Source organism: Pseudomonas congelans (assembly GCF_900103225.1).
GTDB lineage: Bacteria > Pseudomonadota > Gammaproteobacteria > Pseudomonadales > Pseudomonadaceae > Aquipseudomonas > Aquipseudomonas congelans.
The window spans coordinates 381,938-405,227 of the sequence record NZ_FNJH01000002.1; the positions used below are offsets into that span (position 1 = coordinate 381,938).

The window sequence follows — 23,290 nt, forward strand, 5'->3', positions numbered from 1 at the left end:
CGCAGCTTACAGACCGTAGCTCATCAAGCGGTCATAACGGCGAGCCAGCAGCGCGTCGTTATCGAACTCCTTGAGCATCGCCAGCTGACTGCTCAGCTCTTCGCGAATCAGGGCAGCGGCGGCGACCGGATCACGATGCGCGCCACCCAGTGGCTCGGCGATGACCTTGTCGACGATACCCAGGCCTTTCAGGCGGTCAGCGGTGATGCCCATGGCTTCGGCAGCATCCGGAGCCTTCTCGGCGGTTTTCCACAGAATCGACGCGCAGCCTTCCGGAGAGATCACCGCGTAGGTCGAATACTGCAGCATGTTCAACTGGTCGCAGACGCCGATCGCCAGCGCACCACCGGAACCGCCTTCACCAATAACGGTAGCGATGATCGGGGTCTTGAGACGGGCCATCACGCGCAGGTTCCAGGCAATCGCCTCGCTCTGGTTGCGCTCTTCGGCGTCGATACCAGGATAGGCACCCGGCGTGTCGATGAAGGTCAGGATCGGCATCTTGAAGCGCTCGGCCATCTCCATCAGACGGCAGGCCTTGCGATAACCCTCAGGGCGCGGCATGCCGAAGTTGCGGCGAACCTTCTCGCGCACTTCCCGGCCTTTCTGATGACCGATGACCATGACTGGCTGGTTGTCCAGACGGGCAATACCGCCGACGATCGCCGCATCATCGGAGAAATGACGATCACCGTGCAGCTCATCGAACTCGGTAAAGATGTTTTCGATGTAGTCCAGCGTGTAAGGACGACGCGGATGGCGCGCCATGCGCGCAATCTGCCAGCTGGTGAGGTTGCCGAAGATGCTTTCGGTGAGCGTCTTGCTCTTGTCTTGCAGCCGGGAGATCTCGTCGCCGATGTTCAGCGAGTTGTCGTTACCCACCAAGCGCAGTTCTTCGATTTTGGCCTGCAAGTCAGCGATAGGCTGTTCGAAATCAAGAAAATTCGGGTTCATAGGCATCCGTCTTGGGTCGACGGCCAAGAGGCCGGCCGGTTGATCCGTCTGCGCCGTTCCTGTTCGGAACCGGCGCGTTCAGGTCGAAATTAAAATTCAGGGTTGAGCGCAAGTCGAGCCTGCGACGTTCAACGATACTGGAGAAAGACGTTCTCACGCCCGAACTGGTCACGCAGAGCTTGAATCAAGCTGTCCGCAGGATCAATCCGCCATGCTTCTCCCAATTGCAGCAATGCGCGGGCGTCCTGCCCCGTGTAGTCCACCGTGATCGGACAGGCACCGCGATGGCGCTTGCACAGATCGCCCAGCCAGCGCAGCCGGTCGCCCTTGAGCGCTTCGGCACGCACCGTCACGCGCAGGCTCTCGGCCAGATTGGTGCGGGCATCTTCGATGCTCATGACACGCTTGGCACGCAGGCGCAGCCCTCCGGAGAAGTCATCATTACTGACTTCGCCCTCGACCACCACCATAGCATCGGTCTGCAACAGTGACTGAGCCGAATGGAATGCTTCGGCAAACAGCGACGCCTCAATGCGCGCCGAGCGATCGTCCAGGGTAATGAACCCCATCTTGTCGCCCTTCTTGTTCTTCATGACGCGCAGGGCAATGATCAGGCCTGCGACCGTCTGGGTGTCTCTTGCAGGCTTTAGATCGATAATCCGTTGACGAGCGAAACGGCGGATCTCGCCTTCATACTCATCGATCGGGTGCCCGGTCAGGTACAGCCCCAGGGTTTCCTTTTCACCACGCAGACGATCCTTGAGGCTCAGCTCGCGGGTCTTGCGGTGGTTGGCGTAGACATCGGCATCCGCTTCGACGAACAGACCGCCGAACAGGTCGGCGTGACCACTGTCATGACTGCGTGCAGTCTGTTCTGCCGCCTGAATGGCTTCTTCCAGAGCGGCAAGCAACACCGAACGGTTACGATCGATATTGGCCTGATAGGCCTTGGGCTCCAGTTCGAAGTACGGTCCCAGACGATCCAGCGCACCGCTGCGAATCAGACCATCCAGCGTTCGCTTGTTGACCCGCTTGAGATCGACGCGGGCGCAGAAATCGAACAAGTCCTTGAACGGCCCGCTCTGGCGCGCATCGGTAATCGCCTCGACCGGCCCCTCGCCTACCCCCTTGATCGCCCCAAGCCCATAAAGAATGCGGCCATCGTCGCTCACTGTGAACTTGAACTCCGAAGTGTTCACGTCCGGCGCGTCGAGGCGCAGCTTCATCGTGCGCACTTCTTCGATCAAGGTCACGACCTTGTCGGTGTTGTGCATATCCGCCGACAACACCGCCGCCATGAACGGCGCCGGGTAGTGAGTCTTCAGCCAGGCGGTCTGGTACGACACCAGCCCGTAGGCCGCGGAGTGGGATTTGTTGAAACCGTAACCGGCGAACTTTTCCACCAGGTCGAAAATGTTACCGGCAAGGTCGGGGTCGATGTTATTGGTCTTGCAGCCATCGATGAAACCACCGCGCTGCTTGGCCATTTCCTCGGGCTTTTTCTTGCCCATTGCACGACGCAGCATGTCCGCACCGCCGAGGGTGTAACCGGCCATGACCTGGGCGATCTGCATCACCTGCTCCTGATACAGGATGATGCCGTAAGTCGGCGCCAGTACCGGCTTGAGGCCTTCGTACTGGTAATCGACGTGCGGATAGGAGAGCTCGGCGCGACCGTGCTTACGGTTGATGAAGTCGTCCACCATGCCCGATTGCAGCGGGCCGGGACGGAACAGCGCCACCAGTGCGATCAAGTCTTCCAGGCAGTCGGGCTTGAGCTTTTTGATCAGCTCTTTCATGCCCCGCGACTCGAGCTGGAACACCGCCGTGGTCTCGGCGCGCTGCAGCAACTGATAGGTCGGCATGTCATCGAGCGGAATGAAGGCGATGTCCAGCGGCTCTTCGTTGACCTTGGCGCGGTCACGGTTGATGGTCTTGAGCGCCCAGTCGATGATGGTCAGGGTACGCAGACCGAGGAAGTCGAACTTCACCAGCCCCGCAGCCTCGACATCGTCCTTGTCGAACTGGGTCACCAGACCGTCACCGGCCTCGTCGCAATAGATCGGCGAGAAGTCGGTCAGCTTGGTCGGGGCAATGACCACACCACCGGCGTGCTTGCCGACGTTACGCACAATGCCCTCGAGCTTGAGCGCCATCTCCCAGATTTCCGCAGCTTCCTCATCGACCTTGAGGAAATCGCGAAGAATCTCTTCCTGCTCGTAAGCCTTTTCGAGGGTCATGCCGACTTCGAACGGGATCATCTTCGACAGACGATCGGCCAGCCCGTAAGACTTGCCCTGCACCCGCGCCACGTCACGCACTACCGCCTTGGCGGCCATGGAACCGAAGGTGATGATCTGGCTGACCGCGTTGCGACCATACTTCTCGGCCACATATTCGATCACCCGATCACGACCGTCCATGCAGAAGTCGACGTCGAAGTCGGGCATGGAAACCCGTTCCGGGTTCAGGAAGCGTTCGAACAGCAGGTCATATTCCAGCGGGTCGAGGTCAGTGATCTTCTGCACATAGGCAACCAGCGAACCGGCACCCGAACCACGACCCGGTCCCACCGGTACGCCGTTGCTCTTGGCCCACTGGATGAAGTCCATCACGATCAGGAAATAACCGGGGAAGCCCATCTGGATAATGATATCCAGCTCGAAATTCAGCCGGTCGACATACACCTGACGCTTGGCTTCGTAATCTTCGGTGGTGTCCTTGGGCAACAGGACGGCAAGACGCTCTTCGAGACCGTCGAAGGAGACCTTGCGGAAATACTCATCGATGGTCATGCCATCGGGAATCGGGAAGTTGGGCAGGAAGTGCGTGCCCAGCTTGACGTCGATGTTGCAGCGCTTGGCAATTTCGACGGTATTTTCCAGCGCTTCCGGCAGATCGCTGAACAGCTCGGCCATTTCTTCCGGGCTTTTCAGGTATTGCTGATCGCTGTAGTTGTGCGAGCGACGCGGGTCGTCCAGCGCACGCCCTTCACCGATGCATACGCGGGTTTCGTGAGCTTCGAAATCGGCCTGCTTGATGAAGCGCACATCGTTGGTCGCTACCAGCGGCGCGCCGTGACGCTCGGCCAGAGCCACCGCAGCATGCAGATGTTCTTCGTCGTTGGCGCGGTTGGTACGCTGCACTTCGATGTAGAAACGGTCAGGAAAGACTTCCAGCCATTCGCGCAACAGTTCGTCTGCCTCACCCGGATTACCGCCGAGTAACGCCATGCCGATCTCGCCTTCCTTGGCCGCGGAAAGCGCAATCACGCCTTCACTAGCCTGCGCCACCCACTGGCGCTGAATGACGATCTGTCCATTGCGCTGGCCTTCGATGAAGCCTCGGGAAATCAGCTCGGTCAGGTTGCGGTAGCCCTGGGCATTCATGGCCAGCAGGCTGATGCGGCTGAGCGCGGCATCTTCATCCCTGCCCGCCAGCCACAGGTCGACACCACAGATAGGCTTGATGCCTGAGCCCTGGGCGGCCTTGTAGAACTTGACCAGCGAACACATGTTGTTCTGGTCGGTCACCGCCACGGCGGGCATGTTCATGCCGGTCAGCGCCTTGATCAACGGTTTGACCCGGACCAGACCGTCAACCAGCGAATATTCGGTGTGCAGGCGTAGATGAACGAAAGAAGCCGGCATGGTGATCCTATAAAACGCGAAAGTACAAAAAACGAAGGGCAGGATTGTAGCTGGCCCGGAGTGAAACGTCAGTCCTGCAGCAAACCGACTGACGGCGCTAGCGAGCCGCCTATCATTATCGTGGCGCGCGCTTCATGGGCTGCACGCACCGGTGCGAAGGAACGCCGATGGATGGGCGTAGGCCCGAGCCGGGCCAGTGCTTCCAGATGCACCGGCGTAGGATAACCCTTGTGCCCACCGATGCCATAACCCGGATAGATGAGTTCAAGCGCTGCCATTTCCCGATCCCGACTTACCTTGGCGAGAATCGATGCGGCAGCAATGGCAGGTACCTTGGAGTCTCCCTTCACCACCGGCGCCGAGGGCACCGACAACTGCGGGCAGCGGTTGCCGTCGATAAGCGCCAGCTTTGGCGTGATACTCAACCCTTCGACGGCGCGCTGCATGGCCAGCATGGTGGCGTGCAGGATATTCAGCTGGTCGATCTCTTCGACTTCAGCCCTGGCGATGAACCAGCACAGGGCTTTCTCCTGAATTTCGACGTAGAGCTTTTCGCGCCGGGCTTCGGTCAGTTTCTTCGAGTCGTTGAGACCGAGGATGGGCCTGGTCGGGTCGAGAATGACGGCCGCGGTGACCACTGCACCGCACAGCGGGCCGCGACCCACTTCATCAACACCCGCCACCAGGTCCTCGACGAGAGTAAAATCCAGACCTGTTTGCAGCATGGGCGACCTCACAGTGAAGGCGACCGTCCGAGCAGGCTCAATACCGCATCGGCGGCCTGATTGGACGCATCGCGGCGCAGGATGCGGTGAATGGCATCAAAACCGGCGGTTTGCTCGCGACCGTCTTCGATCAATGGCAGCAGCGTACGCGCCAGGGCCTCGGGCGTGGCATCGTCCTGCAGCAACTCAGGCACCAGCAGACGCTGGGCCAGCAGGTTCGGCAGCGACACGTAAGGGCTTTTGACCATTCGTTTGAGTATCCAGAAGGTCAGCGGCGCCAGGCGGTAGGCAACCACCATGGGACGCTTGTACAGCAGGGCTTCCAGGGTCGCCGTGCCGGAGGCGATCAGTACCGCATCGCACGCGGCCAGGGCGACGTGCGACTGGCCGTCGAGCAGCGTGACGGGCAGATCACGCCCCTGCAGCAACTGCTCCACCTGAGCCCGTCGCTGCGGGCTGGCGCAGGGCAGAACGAAGCGCAGGCCAGGACGCCGGGCAAGCAGTAGCTCGGCCGTATCGAAAAACAACCCGCCCAGACGTCCCACCTCACCGCCGCGGCTGCCCGGCATCAACGCGACAACCGGCGCATCCGCGGCGAATCCCAGGCCAGCGCGGGCACCGGAACGATCGGAATCCAGAGGGATGGTGTCGGCCAGCGGATGACCGACAAAACGCACCGGCACGCCCTGCTCTTCGTAGAAACGCGCTTCGAATGGCAGCAGGGTGAGCATCAGATCGCAGCCTTCACGAATCTTCAGCACACGCTTCTGACGCCAGGCCCAGACTGACGGGCTGACGTAGTGCACGGTCTTGATGCCCGCGCGACGCAGCTGAAGTTCGATATTGAGCGTGAAGTCAGGCGCGTCGATGCCGATGAAGACATCCGGCTTTTCATTGATCAGGGTCTGGACCAGCAGCTTGCGCCGGGCCAGCAGTTCGCGCAGTCGCCCGAGCACTTCAACCAGCCCCATCACCGACAGACGTTCCATCGGGAAGGAGGACTGCATGCCTTCGGCTTCCATCAACGGACCGCCGACACCGATGAAGCGGATATCGGGATGGCGCACCTTGAGGGCACGCATCAGACCGGATCCGAGGATATCGCCGGATGCTTCACCCGCGACCAGAGCGATACAGAGTGGACTGGTCATGATTAGCGAATGATGCCGCGAGTCGACGTCTGGATGGACTGAAGAAATACGGCCACTTCAGGAAACTGCGCCGCAGGCTCTGCCAGATCGGCCAGCGCCTGACCGATGGTCAGACCCTGGCGATAAACCGTCTTGTAGGCTCTGCGCAGCGCATGAATGGCTTCTTCGGAGAAGCCCCGACGGCGCATGCCCTCGAAGTTCATGCTGCGCGCCTCGGCCGGGTTGCCGAAGACCGTGACGAACGCAGGTACATCCTTGCCGATCGCAGTCCCCATGCCGGAGAAACTGTGTGCACCGATGTGGCAGAACTGATGCACCAGGGTAAAGCCGGACAGGATAGCCCAGTCATCCACATGAACATGGCCTGCCAGGGCCGTATTGTTGACCAGAATCACGTGGTTGCCGATCACGCTGTCATGCCCGATGTGGGCATAGGCCATGATCAGGTTGTGATCGCCCAGCGTGGTTTCGGCACGGTCCTGAACGGTCCCGCGGTGAATGGTCACGCCTTCGCGGATCACGTTGTGATCGCCGATGACAAGACGGGTTTCCTCGCCCTTGTATTTCAGATCAGGCGTGTCCTCACCCACCGATGAAAACTGGTAGATACGGTTGTGCTTGCCGATTCTGGTTGGCCCCTTGAGGACAACATGAGGACCGACGACTGTACCCTCGCCAATTTCCACACCGGGTCCGATGATCGACCAGGGGCCGACCTCAACATTGGCGGCCAGAACGGCCGTCGGATCGATGATTGCGCGAGGGTCAATCAAACTCATAGTTTGCGTTCCGCACAGATGATTTCAGCAGAGCAGACTGCCTTGCCATCAACGGTAGCCTTGCATTCGAACTTCCAGATCTGACGCTTGCTGCTCAGGAATTTCGCCTCGAGAACCAACTGGTCGCCCGGCAGAACCGGCTGACGGAAGCGCAGTTTGTCCGAACCAACGAAATAATAGAGCGTGCCGTCCGACGGCTTGGAGTCGAGCATCTTGAACGCGAGGATACCGGCAGCCTGTGCCATCGCTTCGATGATCAGCACGCCCGGCATGATGGGATGCTCAGGGAAGTGACCGTTGAAAAAAGGCTCATTGACGCTGACATTCTTGTAGGCGCGAATGTTCTTGTTCTCGATATCCAGCTCGGTCACACGATCCACCAGCAGGAACGGGTAACGATGAGGCAGGTATTCGCGAATTTCTTTGATGTCCATCATTTCGAGGGGAAGCCTGTAGTAAAGATTAGGAGTGCGTCGCGACTGCGCAGCACCCCTCTACATCAAGGAGGCAGTTTATCGACTGAGCACGCTTGATATTAAAAAGGTATCAGCCATCAGATGAGCGATTACCCGAGGAGGTCACCGTCTCTACAACCTTTTCGAGCTTTTGCAGACGTCGCGCCATGTCGTCGATCTTGCGCAGACGAGCTGCACTCTTGCGCCATTCGTCCGCTGGCTGCATGGCCGTACCCGAGGAGTAGGAACCCGGCTCGGTGATGGAATGCGTGACCATGGTCATACCCGTGATGTAAACGCCATCGCAAATATCGATATGCCCAACCAGCCCGACACCGCCCGCCAGCATGCAATGCTTGCCGATTTTGGTGCTTCCGGAGATACCGACACACGCAGCCATCGCCGTGTGGTCGCCGACCTGCACGTTGTGGGCAATCTGAATCTGGTTGTCCAGTTTGACGCCATTGCCAATTCGCGTATCAGCCAGCGCACCACGATCGATTGCGGTATTGACGCCAACCTCGACGTCATCACCCAGGGTGACGCCACCGATCTGTGCAACCTTGTGGTAGATACCTTTATCCTTGGCAAAGCCAAAGCCTTCGCCGCCCAGCACGGCACCCGACTGGATGACCACGCGCTTGCCAATGCGCACATCGTGATAAAGCGTGACCCGCGGTGCCAGCCAGCCGTCTTCACCGATCTCGCAGCGAGCACCAATGAAGCAGTGAGCACCGATGGTGACACCTGCTGCAACGCGCACACCGCTCTCGATCACAGCAAAGGCGCCAATGCTGGCAGCAGGATCAATCAGCGCATCTGCGGCAATCACTGCCGTCGGATGAACGCCGGCGCTACTTTTAGGCTTGGGATCGAAAAAATGCGAAATGCGCGCGTAGGCCAGATAGGTATCAGGAACCACCAGCGCATTACCGGTATAACCGTCGGCGTCTGCAGGCTTGAGCAGCACGGCAGCGGCCTGGGTATCGACCAGCAATTTACGATACTTGGGATTTGCCAGGAAACTGACTTGACCAGGGCCGGCCTCTTGCAAAGTGGCCAGCCCGGTGATTTCGATATCCTTGTCGCCACGTAACGTGGCACCAAGGAACTCGGCCAACTGGCCGAGCTTGATGGTTATGCTCATGGTTACTTCAGCTGGTTCATGCGCTCGATGACCTGGCGAGTCACGTCATACTGAGGCTTGACGTCGATCACCGCACCGCGCTCGAAAACCAGGTCGAAACCACCTTTCTTGATGACTTCTTCTACAGCCTGATCCAGCTTCGGCTTCAACTGCTTGAGCATTTCACGGTCAGCAACTGCCTTGGCTTCGTTCAGTTCCTTGGACTGGAACTGGAAATCACGAGCCTTTTGCTTGAACTCAAGCTCCAGACGCTCGCGCTCAGGCTGAGCCATCTTGTCGCCGCCGCTGACCAGACGGTCCTGGATGCCCTTGGCGCTACTTTCCAGGCTTTTCAGCTTGGTCAGTTGCGGACCGAATTTCTTCTCGGCGTCCACTGCATAACGCTTGGCAGCGTCCGATTCCAGCAAGGCCATCTGATAGTTCAGTACCGCAATTTTCATGTCGGCGAATGCAGGGCTTGCGACCAGTACGGTTGCCAGCATTACCAGTTGAGTCAACTTACGCACAATACAACTCCTACAAAATTCGTTGCGTTATCAAAGATCAGACGCTTAGAAGGTCTGACCCAGGGAGAATTGGAAGACCTGCGTTTCGGCTTCGTCGTCCGGCTTCTTGATCGGCATCGCCAGAGCAAAGCTCAGCGGGCCGAGCGCGGTGATCCAGGTGACGCCGATACCCACAGAGCTGGCCATGCCGGAAAGGTCGATATTGTTGCACTCGACATTCTTGCCACTGGCAGTCTTTCTGCTGGAGTCGCAGTTGGTATCGAACACGTTACCCACGTCCCAGAACACGGACGTACGCAGCGAGCGCTGATCCTTGACGAACGGCAGCGGGAACATGACCTCTACGCCACCCTGAACCAGGGCATTACCACCGAACGGCAGTGGATCCTGGTCCGGGTCAGCCAATGTGCCCGGCTTGGAGCCATTACTTGGCGTACTGCGCGGACCAAGGGTACTGTCCTTGAAGCCACGTACCGAGTTGAAACCGCCTGCATAGTAGTTCTCGTAGAACGGCAGACCCGAGGTAGAACCGTATCCATCACCATAACCCAGCTCGGTGTGCAGACGCAGGGTGTAGTTATCGGTGATCGGGTGGAAGTACTGGGCCCGGTAATCCAGTTTGAAGAACGACAGGTCGCTACCCGGCAAGGTGGATTCGAACACCAGGCTTTGCGAGTGGCCACGGGTAGCCAGAACACCCTTGTTCAGAGTCGATTCGGACCAGCCGATCGAGCCCTTGAAGTTCAGGTACTTGTCGCCTTCCTTCTCGACGAAGTCGAAAATCTCGTCAACGGTGTACTTACCGGTCTTGATCTCGTCCTGCTGCACGGTCAGACCGTAGGTCAGGCGCGAGGTCTCGCTGATCGGGTAGCCGAGGTTGATACCGGCACCCAGGCTGTCAACTGCGTAGCTTGCAACATCAACGTCGAGGTCATCGTAGTTGGTGGTGCGGTAGAACGCGTTGTAACCCAGGCTGACACCGTCCGGCGTGTAGTACGGATCGACGTAACTGAAGTTGTAACGGCTCTGGTATTCGCTGCGGGTCAGGCCGATGCTGACCTTGTTACCGGTACCGAGGAAGTTGTTCTGGCTGATCGAACCACCGAGGATCAGACCGGCGCTTTGCGCAAAGCCCACGCTGGCGGTGATCGAACCGGACGCCTGCTCTTCAACGGCGTAGTTCACATCAACCTGATCGTCGGTGCCTGGGACAGGTGGCGTTTCTACGTTGACTTCCTTGAAGAAGCCCAGACGGTCCAGACGGGTTTTCGACTGGTCGATCAGGTAGGTCGATGCCCAGCCGCCTTCCATCTGGCGCATTTCGCGACGCAGCACTTCGTCTTCCGACTTGGTGTTGCCGCGGTAGTTGATACGGTTGACGTAGGCACGCTTGCCCGGGTCGACAACGAAGGTGATATCGACCGTGTGGTCTTCGTTATTCGGTGTCGGCACGCCGTTGACGTTGGCGAAGGTATAGCCTTCGTTACCCAGGCGGCGGGTGATCAGTTCGGACGTCGTGGTCATGACCTTGCGCGAGAAGACCTGACCCGGCTGCACCAGCAACAGGGATTTGACCTGATCTTCAGGAACCTTCAGGTCACCGCTGAGCTTGACCGACTTGACGCTGTACTTCTCGCCTTCGTTGATGTTGACCGTGATGTACACGTTCTTCTTGTCAGGCGTGATCGACACCTGGGTCGAGGCGATATCCATGTTGATATAGCCGCGATCGAGGTAGTACGAACGCAGACGCTCAAGGTCACCCGACAGCTTTTCACGGGCGTACTTGTCGTCATTCTTGAAGAACGACAGCCAGTTGCTGGTCTTGAGCTCGAACAGGTCGGTCAGGTCTTCGTCGGAGAAGACCGTGTTGCCCACCACGTTGATGTGCTGAATGGAGGCTACGGTGCCTTCATTGATGTTGATCTTCAGGCCTACGCGGTTGCGCGGCTGAGGAACAACCTCGGCGTCAACCTCGGCGGAGTAACGACCCTGGGCAACGTATTGACGTTGCAGCTCGTTACGCACGCCTTCAAGGGTTGCACGCTGGAAAATCTCACCTTCGGCCAGACCGGACTGTTTCAGCCCCTTCATCAGGTCCTCGGTGGAGATGGCCTTGTTACCCTCGATTTCGATACTTGCAACCGAAGGGCGCTCGACGACGTTGATGACGAGCACATTGCCGTCGCGACCCAGCTGGATATCTTGAAAGAAACCGGTTTTAAACAGCGAACGGGTAGCATCGACCAAACGACCATCGTCCGCCTGCTCGCCTACGTTCAGCGGCAGTGCACCAAAGACGCTGCCGGCGGAAACCCGCTGCAGGCCGTTGACACGGATATCGGAGATGGTGAAGGACTCGGCGTGAACTTCAGCGATCATCAGTGCGGAAAGAACCGCAGTTAGCAGCAGACGTTTCATGAAGTCCTTTCTTATTCCAACTGGCAATAAACAAACTGCCGCAAAATGCGGCAGATTCGCAACTCGGCAACGCTTTACAGTCGGCCCAGATCGTTGACCAGCGCGAGCAACATTACGCCCACTACCAGACTGATACCGATCTGCGCCCCCCAACCTTGAACCTTTTCCGAAAGGGGACGACCACGCGCCCACTCGATCAGATAAAACAGCAAATGCCCCCCGTCCAGGACGGGAATGGGCAGCAGATTCAGAACACCCAGGCTAATACTCAGATAAGCGAGGAAGTTCAGAAAATCTCCGATGCCCGACTGGGCCGAAGCGCCCGCCACTTTAGCAATGGTTATCGGTCCACTCAAGTTTTTTACCGAGAGCTCGCCGAACAACATTTTCTTCAGCGAGTCCAGGGTCAGCACACTCATGTTCCAGGTGCGCTTCACGCCCTCGGCCATCGCCGCGAAAGGCCCGTAGCTGACCTCGCGCAGCATTTCGGGTGGCCAATCGACAGCTTTGACACCAGCCCCCAGGTAACCTGCGGCAGCCTTGCCCTCGCCCTTGGCCGCGAGGGTCACCGGTACGTCCATTTGCACGCCGTCGCGCTCGATGCGCAGCGAAATCTTCGCTTCGGGACGCTCGCGCACCCGGTCGACAACCTGTTGCCACTCATTAAGCGGCTGACCGTCCATCGAAACGAGACGATCACCCGTTTTAAGCCCTGCGCTCTGCGCCGGACCTTTCGGATCGATTTCTGCCAGCACCGGCAGCAGCGCCGGACGCCACGGGCGAATACCCAGCGATTTGATCGGATCAGGCTCTTCTGCGCCTCTCAGCCAGTCACTCAGGACCAGCTCGCGAGAGGTGTCGACCGTAGAACCCTGATCCCTGACCTTGAAAGCGATAGTACCGCTCTCACCCAGACGACGGACCAGTTGCAGGTTGACACCGGCCCAGCCCGACGTGGGCTCTCCATCGACAGCGACGATTTCCTGCCCGGCGGTCAGGCCAGCCTGTTGAGCGATGCTTCCGGACTCGACTGCGCCGATAACCGGGCGCACCTGTTCGCTGCCCATCATCGCCAGCACCCAGAAAAATGCGATGGCGAGGAGGAAATTGGCTGTCGGACCGGCGATCACGATCGCGATACGCTGGCCTACTGTCTTGCGGTTGAACGACTGATCGGCTAGCTCGGGCGGGACATTGCCTTCGCGCTCGTCGAGCATTTTCACGTAGCCGCCCAAGGGAATGGCAGCGACGACGTACTCGGTGCCCTGACGGTCATGCCAGCGCAGAAGAGGCGTGCCGAAGCCTACTGAAAAACGCAGCACTTTGACGCCACAGCGGCGAGCCACCCAAAAGTGGCCGAATTCGTGGAAGGTCACCAGCACGCCCAACGCAATCAGGGTGCCGAGAATCATGTATAAAGCGCTCATCAGCCTTCTCCGGGTACCGACTGGTCGGCCAGTGTGTTAATCATTGCAGACCTCCAGGCCCACCGTTGACGCACCACATCAACCCTTTCACTCACATCTTGTCGGGTTGTCAGATCGCTATCGCCCGTTTCGTTCAAGCCATTGGCCCGCCAGCAAACGCGCTTTCGCATCGGCGGCGAACACCGCATCGAGCCCTTCGACCGCGGTTACAGGCTCATGATCCAGAATCTCCTCGATAATACCGGCGATTTCCAGGTAGCGGATACGCCCATCGAGGAACGCAGCAACGGCCACTTCATTGGCCGCGTTGAGCATGGCAGGTGCACTGCCTCCAGCCTCTGCCGCCTGTCGGGCCAGCCGCAGGCAAGGGAATCGCTCTTCGTCCGGCGCCTGAAAATCAAGCTGGCCGATACGAAACAGGTCCAGTGGCGCAACGCCAGAGTCTACACGCGCAGGCCATGCCAGTGCATTGGCGATGGGCGTACGCATGTCGGGATTGCCCAATTGAGCCAGCACCGAACCATCGACATAATCGACCAGCGAGTGGATCACGCTTTGCGGGTGAATGACCACCTCGACCTGATCCGGGCGCGCATCGAACAGCCAGCAGGCTTCGATGAGCTCAAGCCCCTTGTTCATCATGGTTGCCGAATCGACGGAGATCTTGCGCCCCATCGACCAGACCGGATGGGCACAGGCCTGCTCAGGCGTGACATTCTGCAACTGCTCCAGCGGTGTTTCGCGGAACGGCCCGCCCGAGGCAGTCAACATGATCCGCCGGACACCGACGGCACCCAGCCCGCGAGCGAAGTCGCCGGGCAGACACTGGAAAATCGCATTGTGTTCGCTGTCGATGGGCAGCAGCACGGCGCCATTGTGCCGGACAGCCTGCATGAACAGGGCGCCGGACATGACCAGCGCTTCCTTGTTGGCCAGCAATACCTTCTTGCCCGCCTCCACCGCAGCCAGCGTCGGACGCAAACCGGCAGCCCCGACAATGGCGGCCATGACCGCATCGACCCGAGGGTCTGCGGCCACTTCGCACAGACCGCCCTCGCCGACCAGCACCCGGGTATCGAGCCCGGCCGCCGCCAGATCGTCCTGCAGCTTGCGGGCGACAACCTGATCAGGCACTACGACGTACTGCGGCGTGTGCCTGATGCACAAGGCCAGCAATTCTTCCATGCGGCTGAAGCCGGTAAGCGCGAACACTTGATAAAGCGCTGGGTGACGGGCAACCACATCCAGCGTGCTCAGCCCTATGGAACCGGTTGCACCCAGAATGGTGATTTGTTGCGGCCCACTCACATGACACCCCAGTCAGCGGCCCAGAGCAGAACGGCAAATACCGGGATGGCCGCGGTCAGGCTGTCGATGCGGTCCAGTACTCCGCCATGGCCAGGCAGCAGATTACTGCTGTCCTTGACCCCGGACTGGCGCTTGAACATGCTTTCAGTCAGGTCGCCAATCACCGAAATGAATACGATCACCGCAGCACCAAAGAGCGCCGCGATGAACTGCGCAATCGTCCAGTCGCGGGAAAAGCCTACTGCTGCCGTGATGCCCAGACTGACCACCAGACCGCCATATACGCCTTCCCAGCTCTTGCCAGGACTCACCTTGGGCGCCAGCTTGCGCTTGCCAAAAGCCTTGCCGGAGAAATAGGCGCCGATGTCTGCGGCCCAGACCAGCACCATCACCGACAGAATCAGCCAGTTACCCAGCGGCCATTGCTTGATCAGGACCAGACCCTGCCACGCAGGCAGCAGAATCAGAAGGCCGATGACCAGCTTGCACGCTGCGCTTGCCCAGTGACTGCTGGAGTCCGGATAGGTAAGGACCAGAAAGGTCGCAACGCCCCACCAGATGACTGCAGCCACAAGCACCCAAGGCTCCAGCCCCGGCAGCAGATACATGAGGAAAAGCAGAACAGCGACCACAGCCGCATAGCCGATACGCATCGACTGCGCGGCAAAACCTGCGAGACGCGCCCATTCCCAGGCACCCAGAACGACGACCACCCCGATGAACAGGGCGAAGTACATGCCGGTCAGCAGGAAAAACCCGCACAAGGCGATCGGCAACAGAATGAGTGCCGTGATGATCCGTTGTTTCAGCATTAAGCCCGGGCTCCAGCTTCTACCTGTTCGCTGGTTTTACCGAAGCGACGTTGGCGAGAAGCGAAATCTGCCAGCGCAGCGCGCATGGCATCGTGTTTGAAGTCCGGCCAGAACAGGTCGGAGAAGTACAGCTCGGCGTAGGCCAGCTGCCAAAGCAGGAAGTTGCTGATGCGGTGCTCACCGCCGGTGCGGATGCACAGGTCCGGCAACGGCAGGTCGCCGGTTGCCAGGCAGGTCTGCAGCAGCTCGGGAGTAATATCCTCCGGCTGCAGGTGACCGGCCTGCACCTCACGCGCGAGCCGCTGGGCAGCCTGCGCGATGTCCCACTGCCCACCGTAGTTGGCAGCAATCTGCAGCACGAAGCGGCTGTTGCCTGAGGTGCGCACTTCCGCCTCGCGCATGGCAGCCTGAAGCTCAGGATGAAAGCGCGAGCGGTCGCCGATGATCCGCAGGCTGATCTCGTTCTCGTTGAGGCGCTTGGTTTCACGGCGCAGCGCCGTGAAAAACAGCTCCATCAACGCACCAACCTCTTCGGCCGGGCGCTGCCAGTTTTCACTGGAGAACGCGAACAGTGTCAGCACTTCGACCCGGGCTTCGGCGCAGACCTCGATAACGGCCCGCACAGCATCGACGCCCGCCTTGTGGCCTGCGACGCCTGGCAGCAAACGTTTCTTGGCCCAGCGATTATTACCATCCATGATAATCGCAACGTGGCGCGGCACCGAAGACGGCACGGCCGGTTTTATCTTTTCCATGAAAGCGTCCGAAACCTTAAACAGCCATCAGATCGGCTTCTTTCTGCTTGACAGCAACTTCGATGTCCGCCACGAACTTGTCAGTCAGCTTTTGTACGTCGTCAGCCGCACGACGCTCTTCGTCTTCGCTGATTTCCTTTTCCTTGACCAAGTCTTTCAACTGGCTCAGGGCGTCACGACGAATGTTGCGGACGGCCACACGGGCATCTTCTGCGGCATCGCGCGCCTGCTTGGTGAAGCCCTTGCGGGTTTCTTCGGTCAACGCCGGCATGGAGATCAGCAGCAGCTCACCCAGGTTGGTCGGGTTGAAACCCAGACCGGAGCTCTGGATAGCCTTGTCGACAGCGGCCAGCATGTTGCGCTCGAACGCCACGACCTGCAGGGTACGCGAGTCTTTGACGGTCACGTTGGCAACCTGGCTCAGCGGGGTATCGGCACCGTAGTAAGGAACCATGACACCACCGAGGATGCTCGGATGCGCCTTGCCGGTACGGATACGGGTGAACGCATGGGTCAGCGACTCCAGACTCTTCTGCATGCGGGTCTGAGCATCTTTCTTGATTTCGTTGATCATTATTGTGCTTCCTCGATCAGGGTCCCTTCAGCGCCACCATGGACGATATTCAGAAGGGCACCCGGCTTGTTCATGTTGAAGACGCGCAACGGCATCTTGTGATCGCGACACAGGCAGATTGCGGTCAGATCCATCACACCCAGCTTGCGATCCAGCACTTCATCGTACGTCAGATGATCGAACTTCTCGGCATTCGGGTCCTTGAACGGATCTGCGGTGTACACACCGTCCACCTTGGTGGCCTTGAGCACCACGTCGGCGTCAATCTCGATCGCGCGCAGACAGGCAGCAGAATCGGTCGTAAAGAACGGATTACCGGTACCGGCAGCAAAAATAACCACTTCCTTGGCGCTGAGATGGCGCATGGCCTTGCGACGATCGTAATGATCGGTCACACCCACCATGGAAATGGCCGACATCACGATGGCGGTGATATTAGCGCGCTCCAGCGCATCGCGCATTGCCAGGGCGTTCATCACAGTGGCCAGCATGCCCATGTGGTCGCCTGTCACCCGATCCATGCCCGCAGCACTCAGGGCCGCGCCACGGAACAGGTTGCCGCCACCGATCACCAGACCGACCTGAACGCCGATACCGACCAGCTGGCCGACTTCCAGCGCCATGCGGTCCAGCACCTTGGGATCAATGCCGAACTCTTCCGAGCCCATGAGGGCCTCACCGCTGAGCTTGAGTAGAATGCGTTTATAGCGAGCCTGATAACCACTGCCCTGCTGAGCCATTGCGAATCTCTCCTGCGGCGTTTTCTGAAAAAAATCTGTGCAGGCTATTTCAAGCCTGCGCTTACTTTAGCTTGACGCTTTGCGAGCGTCGGGAGAATGCAGCCTTGTGAGCACAATCTCCAAGGAAAATTTCCTTTTCTCTTTCGACAAAGAGGCCGCACGCGTGAGCGGGCAGCCTCTTTGGGGCGACAGTTGAAAAACCGTCTTACTGCTTGGCGGCAGCCAGCTGAGCAGCTACTTCGTCAGCGAAGTTATCAACTGGCTTCTCGATGCCGTCGCCTACTTTGAAGTAGGTGAAGGAAACGATTTCAGCGCCGGCTTTCTTGGCCAGATCACCGACCTTGACTTCCGGGTTCTTGACGAACGCCTGCTCGACAAGACTGGCTTCTGCCAGGAACTTGGTGATACGGCCGCCAACCATTTTCTCGACGATTTCAGCTGGCTTGCCTTTGATCTTGTCTTCGTTCAGTTGCAGGAAGACATTCTTCTCGCGCTCGATCGCTTCGGCAGAAACTTCCGAAGGGAACAGGAACTCGGGGTTGCTTGCCGCTACGTGCATGGCGATATCTTTGGCCAGCTCGACGTCGCCACCCTTCAGGGTAACCACAACACCGATCTTGTTGCCGTGCAGGTAAGTACCTACAACGTCACCTTCGATACGCTTCAGGCGGCGGATGTTGACGTTTTCGCCAACCTTGCCGACCAGTACCAGACGCGAAGCTTCCTGAGCTTCGATCAACGGAGCGACATCAGTCAGCTTGTCAGCAAAGGCTTTTTCGACGCTTTCAGCAACGAAAGCCTTGAAGTCGTCCTGCAGAGCCAGGAAGTCGGTCTGCGAGTTGACTTCGATGATGACAGCAGCCTTGCCGTCGTCCTTGATGGCGATAGCGCCTTCAGCAGCAACGTTACCTGCTTTCTTGGCGGCCTTGATGGCGCCGGAAGCACGCATATCGTCGATTGCTTTTTCGATGTCGCCGCCAGCCTTGGTCAAGGCCTTTTTGCAATCCATCATGCCTTCGCCGGTACGCTCGCGCAGTTCTTTGACCAACGCTGCAGTAATCTCTGCCATTTCAAAATCCTCTTGGATAGGTCTTCAACCATTCCACCCGGCAGGCCGGGCGTGCAATTCTTGAAAAATCAGGGTGGCAGCAACACATGACAGCGAGGTCATGGCTACAGACCGACAAATCATTTCCTAGGTGGCAAAAAGGGGGCTAAGCCCCCTTTTCGCGTACTGAGTAAACGCCAGGCGTTTGTACTCAGCCTTCTACAGCAGCTGCAGCTGGAGCTTCTTCGACGAAGACGTCGGTGCCGCCAGCAACATTGTTACGACCACGGATAACAGCATCAGCCATCGAACCCATGTACAGCTGGATAGCGCGGATTGCGTCATCGTTGCCCGGGATGATGTAGTCAACGCCTTCCGGGCTGCTGTTGGTATCGACAACGCCGATAACCGGGATGCCCAGCTTGTTGGCTTCGGTGATCGCGATGCGCTCGTGATCAACGTCGATGACGAACAGAGCGTCCGGCAGACCGCCCATGTCCTTGATACCACCCAGGCTGCGATCCAGTTTTTCCAGATCACGGGTACGCATCAGGGCTTCTTTCTTGGTCAGCTTGGCGAAAGTACCGTCTTCGGCCTGTACTTCCAGCTCGCGCAGACGCTTGATCGACTGACGGATGGTCTTGAAGTTGGTCAGCATGCCGCCCAACCAGCGATGGTCGACGTACGGCGAACCGCAACGTGCTGCTTCTTCAGCAACGATCTTGCCAGCGGAACGCTTGGTGCCGACGAACAGAATCTTGTTTTTGCCCGAGGCCAGGCGCTCAACGAAAGTCAGAGCTTCGTTGAACATAGGCAGGGTTTTTTCAAGGTTGATGATGTGAATCTTGTTACGCGCGCCGAAAATGTATTTACCCATTTTCGGATTCCAGTAACGGGTCTGGTGACCAAAGTGGCAGCCAGCCTTCAGCATATCGCGCATATTGACTTGGGACATAAATAGTTCCTTGATAAGTCGGGTTAGGCCTCCACGTATCCCAATGACCAACCAATGGCATCTGCCAAGGGCACCCAGGTCATCGTGTCGACACGTGTGTGGGTTTGTGCTTCAAGGACGGACCTTGGAAAGCGGCGCATTTTATATCATAAAAGGGAAGAGAACGGAACTCCCATCAAGTGCTTGTTTTGCGGTGACTTTGCTGCTTCATGGACAGCCTGTAGAAGGAAGCGATGATTACCCGGCACCGGCGGTCTGATAGAATTGCGCCTTTGCGCACCAACCGCGTGCCTGCCACGTCGAGAGATTCCGTATGACCATCACCCTCAAAACCCCGGAAGACATCGAAAAGATGCGCATCGCCGGTCGCCTGGCCGCCGATGTTCTGGAAATGATAGCGCCGCACGTCAAGCCCGGTGTGACCACAGAAGAGCTGGACCGCATCTGCCACGACTATATCGTCAACGAACAGAAGGCGATCCCGGCCCCGCTGAACTACAAGGGCTTTCCCAAGTCGATCTGCACCTCGATCAACCAGGTGGTCTGCCACGGCATCCCGAGCGACAAGAAGCTGAAGAACGGCGACTCGCTGAACATCGACGTCACCGTCATAAAGGACGGCTACCATGGCGACACCAGCAGGATGTTCCATGTCGGCACCGTTCCGGTATGGGCCGAGCGCCTGTCCAAGGTGACCCAGGAATGCCTGTACAAAGCCATCGAAATCGTCAGACCCGGCACTCGCCTGGGCGATATCGGTGCCGTCATCCAGAAACACGCTGAAAAGAATGGCTTCTCAGTCGTTCGTGAGTTCTGCGGTCATGGCATCGGCAAGGTGTTTCATGAAGAGCCTCAGGTCATGCACTTTGGCGAGGCCGGAACCGGTATCGAGCTGCAGGAAGGCATGACTTTCACCATCGAACCGATGATCAACCAGGGTCGCCCTGAAACCAAGATCCTCGGCGATGGCTGGACGGCGATTACCAAGGACCGCAAGCTCTCGGCGCAATGGGAGCACACATTGCTGGTGACCGCCGACGGTTACGAAATCTTCACCCTGCGCAGCGACGACACTATTGCCCAAAAGGCTCCCTGACCCGAGACTGCCCGGCTGAACGCCCGCTCGTCACTTGCACAGCCCGACACGAGGAATACTGCTCAATGCCGCAAGTAGATCCAGACTTGTTCGATCGTGGCCAGTTCCAGGCCGAACTGGCCTTGAAAGCCAGCCCCATCGCTGCCTTCAAGAAGGCCATACGCCGCGCGAGAGACGTCCTTGATGAGCGCTTCAGGTCGGGCCGCGACATTCGACGATTGATCGAGGACCGGGCATGGTTTGTCGATAACATCCTGCAAAAGGCCTGGGATCAGTTCGAGTGGAGCGAAGACGCCGACATCGCGCTGCTGGCAGTGGGTGGCTACGGCCGTGGCGAGCTGCACCCGTACTCGGACATCGATCTGCTGATCCTGCTGGACAGCGACGACCACGAAGTTTTTCGCGAACCCATCGAGCGGTTTCTGACGCTGCTGTGGGACATCGGCCTGGAGGTAGGACAAAGCGTACGTTCCGTCAACGAGTGCGCAGAGGAAGGCCGCGCCGACCTGACCGTGATCACCAACCTGATGGAAAGTCGCACCATCGCCGGCCCCGAGCATCTGCGCCAGCGCATGCTGGAAGTCACCAGCACCGAGCACATGTGGCCGAGCAAGGAGTTCTTCCTCGCCAAGCATGCGGAACAGAAAAAACGCCACCACAAGTACAACGACACCGAATACAACCTGGAACCCAACGTCAAGGGGTCTCCGGGCGGCCTGCGCGATATTCAGACCATCCTCTGGGTCGCGCGACGCCAGTACGGCACGCTGAACCTGCATGCACTGGCAGGCGAAGGCTTCCTGCTGGGCAGCGAAAACGCCCTGCTCGCCTCCTCTCAGGAATTTTTGTGGAAAGTGCGTTATGCGCTGCACATGCTGGCCGGACGCTCCGAGGATCGGCTTCTGTTCGATTATCAGGTACGCATCGCCGGGTTGCTGGGCTATGAAGACAATGATGCCAAGCTGGCCATAGAACGCTTCATGCAGAAGTACTACCGAGTGGTCATGAGCATCGCCGAACTCAGCGATCTGATCATCCAGCATTTCGAAGAGGTGATTCTTTCCGACGACAGCGGTACGGCACAGCCGATCAATTCACGCTTTCAACTGCACGACGGCTATATAGAAGCCACCCACCCCCACGTCTTCAAGCGCACGCCGTTTGCCATGATCGAAATCTTCGTGCTCATGGCCCAGCACCCAGAGATAAAGGGTGTGCGCGCCGACACCATTCGCCTGCTACGTGAACATCGGCACCTGATCAACGACGAGTTCCGCAACGATATTCGCAACACCAGCCTGTTCATCGAGCTGTTCAAGTGCGAAATCGGCATTCATCGCAACCTGCGGCGGATGAACCGCTACGGCATTCTCGGCCTGTACTTGCCTGAGTTCGGCCATATCGTTGGCCAGATGCAGCATGACCTGTTCCACATCTATACCGTCGATGCGCACACGCTGAACCTGATCAAGCACCTGCGCAAGCTGCAGTACACCGAAGTGTCCGAGAAATTCCCGCTGGCCAGCAAGATCATGGGCCGTCTGCCGAAGCCGGAGCTGATCTACCTGGCCGGGCTTTATCACGACATCGGCAAGGGTCGTGGCGGTGACCACTCGGAGCTCGGCGCAATCGATGCGCAAGCGTTCGGTACGCGCCATCATCTGCCTGCGTGGGACACCCGGCTCATCGTCTGGCTGGTGAGCAACCATCTGGTGATGTCGACCACCGCCCAGCGCAAGGATCTCTCCGACCCGCAGGTCATCCACGACTTTGCCCAGTTCGTTGGCGACGAAGTGCACCTGGATTACCTGTATGTGCTAACCGTCGCCGACATCAACGCGACCAATCCGACGCTCTGGAACTCATGGCGCGCCAGCCTGTTGCGCCAGCTGTACACCGAGACCAAGCGGGCCTTGCGCCGCGGCCTGGAAAACCCGGTCGACCGCGAAGAACAGATCCGTCGCACACAGACTGCAGCGCTGGATATTCTGGTACGCAACGGCACCGACCCTGATGACGTCGAGCAACTCTGGTCAGCGCTGGGCGACGATTACTTCCTGCGTCACACCGCCGGCGACGTGGCCTGGCACAGCGATGCGATTCTGCAGCAACCAGCCGACGGCGGCCCGCTGGTGCTGATCAAGGAGACCACGCAGCGTGAATTCGAGGGCGGTACGCAGATATTCATTTACGCCCCGGATCAGCATGATTTCTTCGCGGTTACGGTAGCGGCGATGGACCAACTGAACCTGAACATTCACGACGCGCGCATTATTACTTCCAGCAGCAAATTCACACTCGACACCTATATCGTCCTCGACCATGAGGGCGGCTCGATCGGCAACAATCCGGAGCGCATTCAGGACATCCGCGAAGGCCTGACCGAAGCCCTGCGCAACCCGGATGATTACCCGACAATCATCAAGCGCCGCGTGCCACGTCAGCTCAAGCACTTTGCCTTCGCACCGCAAGTCACCATCCACAATGACGCCCAGCGTCCAGTGACGGTGCTCGAGTTGCTGGCACCGGATCGTCCCGGCCTGCTGGCACGCATCGGCAAGATCTTCCTGGAGTTCGACCTGTCCCTGCAGAACGCCAAGATTGCAACGCTGGGCGAACGCGTGGAAGACGTGTTCTTCATCACCGACGCCAACAATCACCCGCTGTCCGATCCGCAATTGTGTCGCCAGTTGCAGGATGCAATCGTCAAGCAACTGAGCGTCAACTCAGAGCAAGGCAGCGATTTGCGGATCAGCATATGAATACCCGGTCATACGAATCGACTCA

19 protein-coding genes are annotated in these 23,290 nt (G+C 58.6%); 2 read left to right on the forward strand and 17 right to left on the reverse strand.

Annotated features, from left to right (window positions below; all coding sequences use genetic code 11):
• Positions 1–6 precede the first annotated feature (6 nt).
• From accA to rpsB, 17 genes are all read right to left on the reverse strand, one after another.
• Positions 7–954 (reverse strand): acetyl-CoA carboxylase carboxyl transferase subunit alpha, encoded by a 948-nt coding sequence (accA, locus tag BLR20_RS08765; RefSeq protein WP_003314310.1) that lies wholly within the window; start codon positions 952–954, stop codon positions 7–9.
• A gap of 128 nt (positions 955–1,082) precedes the next feature.
• Positions 1,083–4,604 carry a DNA polymerase III subunit alpha gene (gene dnaE / locus BLR20_RS08770; protein WP_003415548.1) on the reverse strand — a complete coding sequence of 1,174 codons (3,522 nt, stop codon included), beginning with the start codon at positions 4,602–4,604 and terminating at the stop codon, positions 1,083–1,085.
• Between the two features lie 68 nt (positions 4,605–4,672).
• Positions 4,673–5,326: a ribonuclease HII gene (rnhB, locus tag BLR20_RS08775; RefSeq protein ID WP_054994307.1), complete on the reverse strand. Its 654-nt coding sequence runs from the start codon at positions 5,324–5,326 to the stop codon at positions 4,673–4,675.
• An 11-nt stretch (positions 5,327–5,337) separates the two neighbouring features.
• On the reverse strand, positions 5,338–6,480 hold the full coding sequence (gene lpxB, locus BLR20_RS08780; RefSeq protein WP_054994275.1) for a lipid-A-disaccharide synthase: 1,143 nt from the start codon (positions 6,478–6,480) through the stop codon (positions 5,338–5,340).
• Positions 6,481–6,482: 2 nt separating this feature from the next.
• The gene (lpxA, locus tag BLR20_RS08785) at positions 6,483–7,259 is read right to left on the reverse strand and encodes an acyl-ACP--UDP-N-acetylglucosamine O-acyltransferase (RefSeq protein ID WP_010434243.1); all 777 of its coding nucleotides are present in this window, start codon (positions 7,257–7,259) and stop codon (positions 6,483–6,485) included.
• Positions 7,256–7,696: a 3-hydroxyacyl-ACP dehydratase FabZ gene (gene fabZ, locus BLR20_RS08790; RefSeq protein WP_002554719.1), complete on the reverse strand. Its 441-nt coding sequence runs from the start codon at positions 7,694–7,696 to the stop codon at positions 7,256–7,258. Before fabZ ends, lpxA begins: the two co-directional genes overlap by 4 nt.
• A 109-nt stretch (positions 7,697–7,805) precedes the next feature.
• Positions 7,806–8,861: a UDP-3-O-(3-hydroxymyristoyl)glucosamine N-acyltransferase gene (gene lpxD, locus BLR20_RS08795; protein ID WP_054994276.1), complete on the reverse strand. Its 1,056-nt coding sequence runs from the start codon at positions 8,859–8,861 to the stop codon at positions 7,806–7,808.
• Positions 8,862–8,863: 2 nt separating this feature from the next.
• Positions 8,864–9,367 (reverse strand): OmpH/Skp family outer membrane protein, encoded by a 504-nt coding sequence (locus BLR20_RS08800; protein WP_003314303.1) that lies wholly within the window; start codon positions 9,365–9,367, stop codon positions 8,864–8,866.
• A 45-nt stretch (positions 9,368–9,412) separates the two neighbouring features.
• Positions 9,413–11,788, reverse strand: a complete 2,376-nt coding sequence (gene bamA, locus BLR20_RS08805) for an outer membrane protein assembly factor BamA (protein ID WP_032616028.1) — start codon at positions 11,786–11,788, stop codon at positions 9,413–9,415.
• 74 nt (positions 11,789–11,862) lie between these two features.
• Entirely contained in the window at positions 11,863–13,215 is a 1,353-nt protein-coding gene (gene rseP, locus BLR20_RS08810; RefSeq protein ID WP_032616026.1) for a sigma E protease regulator RseP, read from the reverse strand.
• A 117-nt stretch (positions 13,216–13,332) separates the two neighbouring features.
• Positions 13,333–14,523: a 1-deoxy-D-xylulose-5-phosphate reductoisomerase gene (ispC, locus tag BLR20_RS08815; protein ID WP_054994277.1), complete on the reverse strand. Its 1,191-nt coding sequence runs from the start codon at positions 14,521–14,523 to the stop codon at positions 13,333–13,335.
• Positions 14,520–15,335: a phosphatidate cytidylyltransferase gene (locus BLR20_RS08820; protein ID WP_010434232.1), complete on the reverse strand. Its 816-nt coding sequence runs from the start codon at positions 15,333–15,335 to the stop codon at positions 14,520–14,522. The genes ispC and BLR20_RS08820 overlap by 4 nt, the downstream gene beginning before the upstream one ends.
• Entirely contained in the window at positions 15,335–16,090 is a 756-nt protein-coding gene (uppS, locus tag BLR20_RS08825) for a polyprenyl diphosphate synthase (protein WP_010434230.1), read from the reverse strand. The genes BLR20_RS08820 and uppS overlap by 1 nt, the downstream gene beginning before the upstream one ends.
• Positions 16,091–16,106: 16 nt before the next feature.
• Entirely contained in the window at positions 16,107–16,664 is a 558-nt protein-coding gene (frr, locus tag BLR20_RS08830; RefSeq protein ID WP_010434227.1) for a ribosome recycling factor, read from the reverse strand.
• Positions 16,664–17,404, reverse strand: a complete 741-nt coding sequence (gene pyrH / locus BLR20_RS08835) for a UMP kinase (protein ID WP_003339591.1) — start codon at positions 17,402–17,404, stop codon at positions 16,664–16,666. Before pyrH ends, frr begins: the two co-directional genes overlap by 1 nt.
• A 205-nt stretch (positions 17,405–17,609) precedes the next feature.
• Positions 17,610–18,473, reverse strand: coding sequence for a translation elongation factor Ts (tsf, locus tag BLR20_RS08840; protein ID WP_010434225.1), 864 nt, complete (start codon positions 18,471–18,473; stop codon positions 17,610–17,612).
• 190 nt (positions 18,474–18,663) lie between these two features.
• A complete protein-coding gene (gene rpsB / locus BLR20_RS08845; protein WP_003314293.1) occupies positions 18,664–19,407 on the reverse strand; it encodes a 30S ribosomal protein S2 in 744 nt (247 codons plus the stop codon).
• 313 nt (positions 19,408–19,720) lie between these two features.
• Between rpsB and map the strand changes: the two genes are divergently transcribed.
• A complete protein-coding gene (gene map, locus BLR20_RS08850; RefSeq protein ID WP_054994278.1) occupies positions 19,721–20,503 on the forward strand; it encodes a type I methionyl aminopeptidase in 783 nt (260 codons plus the stop codon).
• A gap of 65 nt (positions 20,504–20,568) precedes the next feature.
• Positions 20,569–23,265: a [protein-PII] uridylyltransferase gene (locus BLR20_RS08855; protein WP_032616020.1), complete on the forward strand. Its 2,697-nt coding sequence runs from the start codon at positions 20,569–20,571 to the stop codon at positions 23,263–23,265.
• The last annotated feature ends 25 nt before the right edge of the window (positions 23,266–23,290 follow it).

Bases quoted from the DNA above. Each gene is read 5' to 3' on its own strand.
- accA (WP_003314310.1), bottom strand. From the start codon at position 954: ATGAACCCGAATTTTCTTGATTTCGAACAGCCTATCGCTGACTTGCAG.
- dnaE (WP_003415548.1), bottom strand. From the start codon at position 4,604: ATGCCGGCTTCTTTCGTTCATCTACGCCTGCACACCGAATATTCGCTG.
- lpxB (WP_054994275.1), bottom strand. From the start codon at position 6,480: ATGACCAGTCCACTCTGTATCGCTCTGGTCGCGGGTGAAGCATCCGGC.
- lpxA (WP_010434243.1), bottom strand. From the start codon at position 7,259: ATGAGTTTGATTGACCCTCGCGCAATCATCGATCCGACGGCCGTTCTG.
- fabZ (WP_002554719.1), bottom strand. From the start codon at position 7,696: ATGATGGACATCAAAGAAATTCGCGAATACCTGCCTCATCGTTACCCG.
- lpxD (WP_054994276.1), bottom strand. From the start codon at position 8,861: ATGAGCATAACCATCAAGCTCGGCCAGTTGGCCGAGTTCCTTGGTGCC.
- bamA (WP_032616028.1), bottom strand. From the start codon at position 11,788: ATGAAACGTCTGCTGCTAACTGCGGTTCTTTCCGCACTGATGATCGCT.
- rseP (WP_032616026.1), bottom strand. From the start codon at position 13,215: ATGAGCGCTTTATACATGATTCTCGGCACCCTGATTGCGTTGGGCGTG.
- BLR20_RS08820 (WP_010434232.1), bottom strand. From the start codon at position 15,335: ATGCTGAAACAACGGATCATCACGGCACTCATTCTGTTGCCGATCGCC.
- uppS (WP_010434230.1), bottom strand. From the start codon at position 16,090: ATGGAAAAGATAAAACCGGCCGTGCCGTCTTCGGTGCCGCGCCACGTT.
- frr (WP_010434227.1), bottom strand. From the start codon at position 16,664: ATGATCAACGAAATCAAGAAAGATGCTCAGACCCGCATGCAGAAGAGT.
- pyrH (WP_003339591.1), bottom strand. From the start codon at position 17,404: ATGGCTCAGCAGGGCAGTGGTTATCAGGCTCGCTATAAACGCATTCTA.
- tsf (WP_010434225.1), bottom strand. From the start codon at position 18,473: ATGGCAGAGATTACTGCAGCGTTGGTCAAAGAACTGCGCGAGCGTACC.
- rpsB (WP_003314293.1), bottom strand. From the start codon at position 19,407: ATGTCCCAAGTCAATATGCGCGATATGCTGAAGGCTGGCTGCCACTTT.
- map (WP_054994278.1), top strand. From the start codon at position 19,721: ATGACCATCACCCTCAAAACCCCGGAAGACATCGAAAAGATGCGCATC.
- BLR20_RS08855 (WP_032616020.1), top strand. From the start codon at position 20,569: ATGCCGCAAGTAGATCCAGACTTGTTCGATCGTGGCCAGTTCCAGGCC.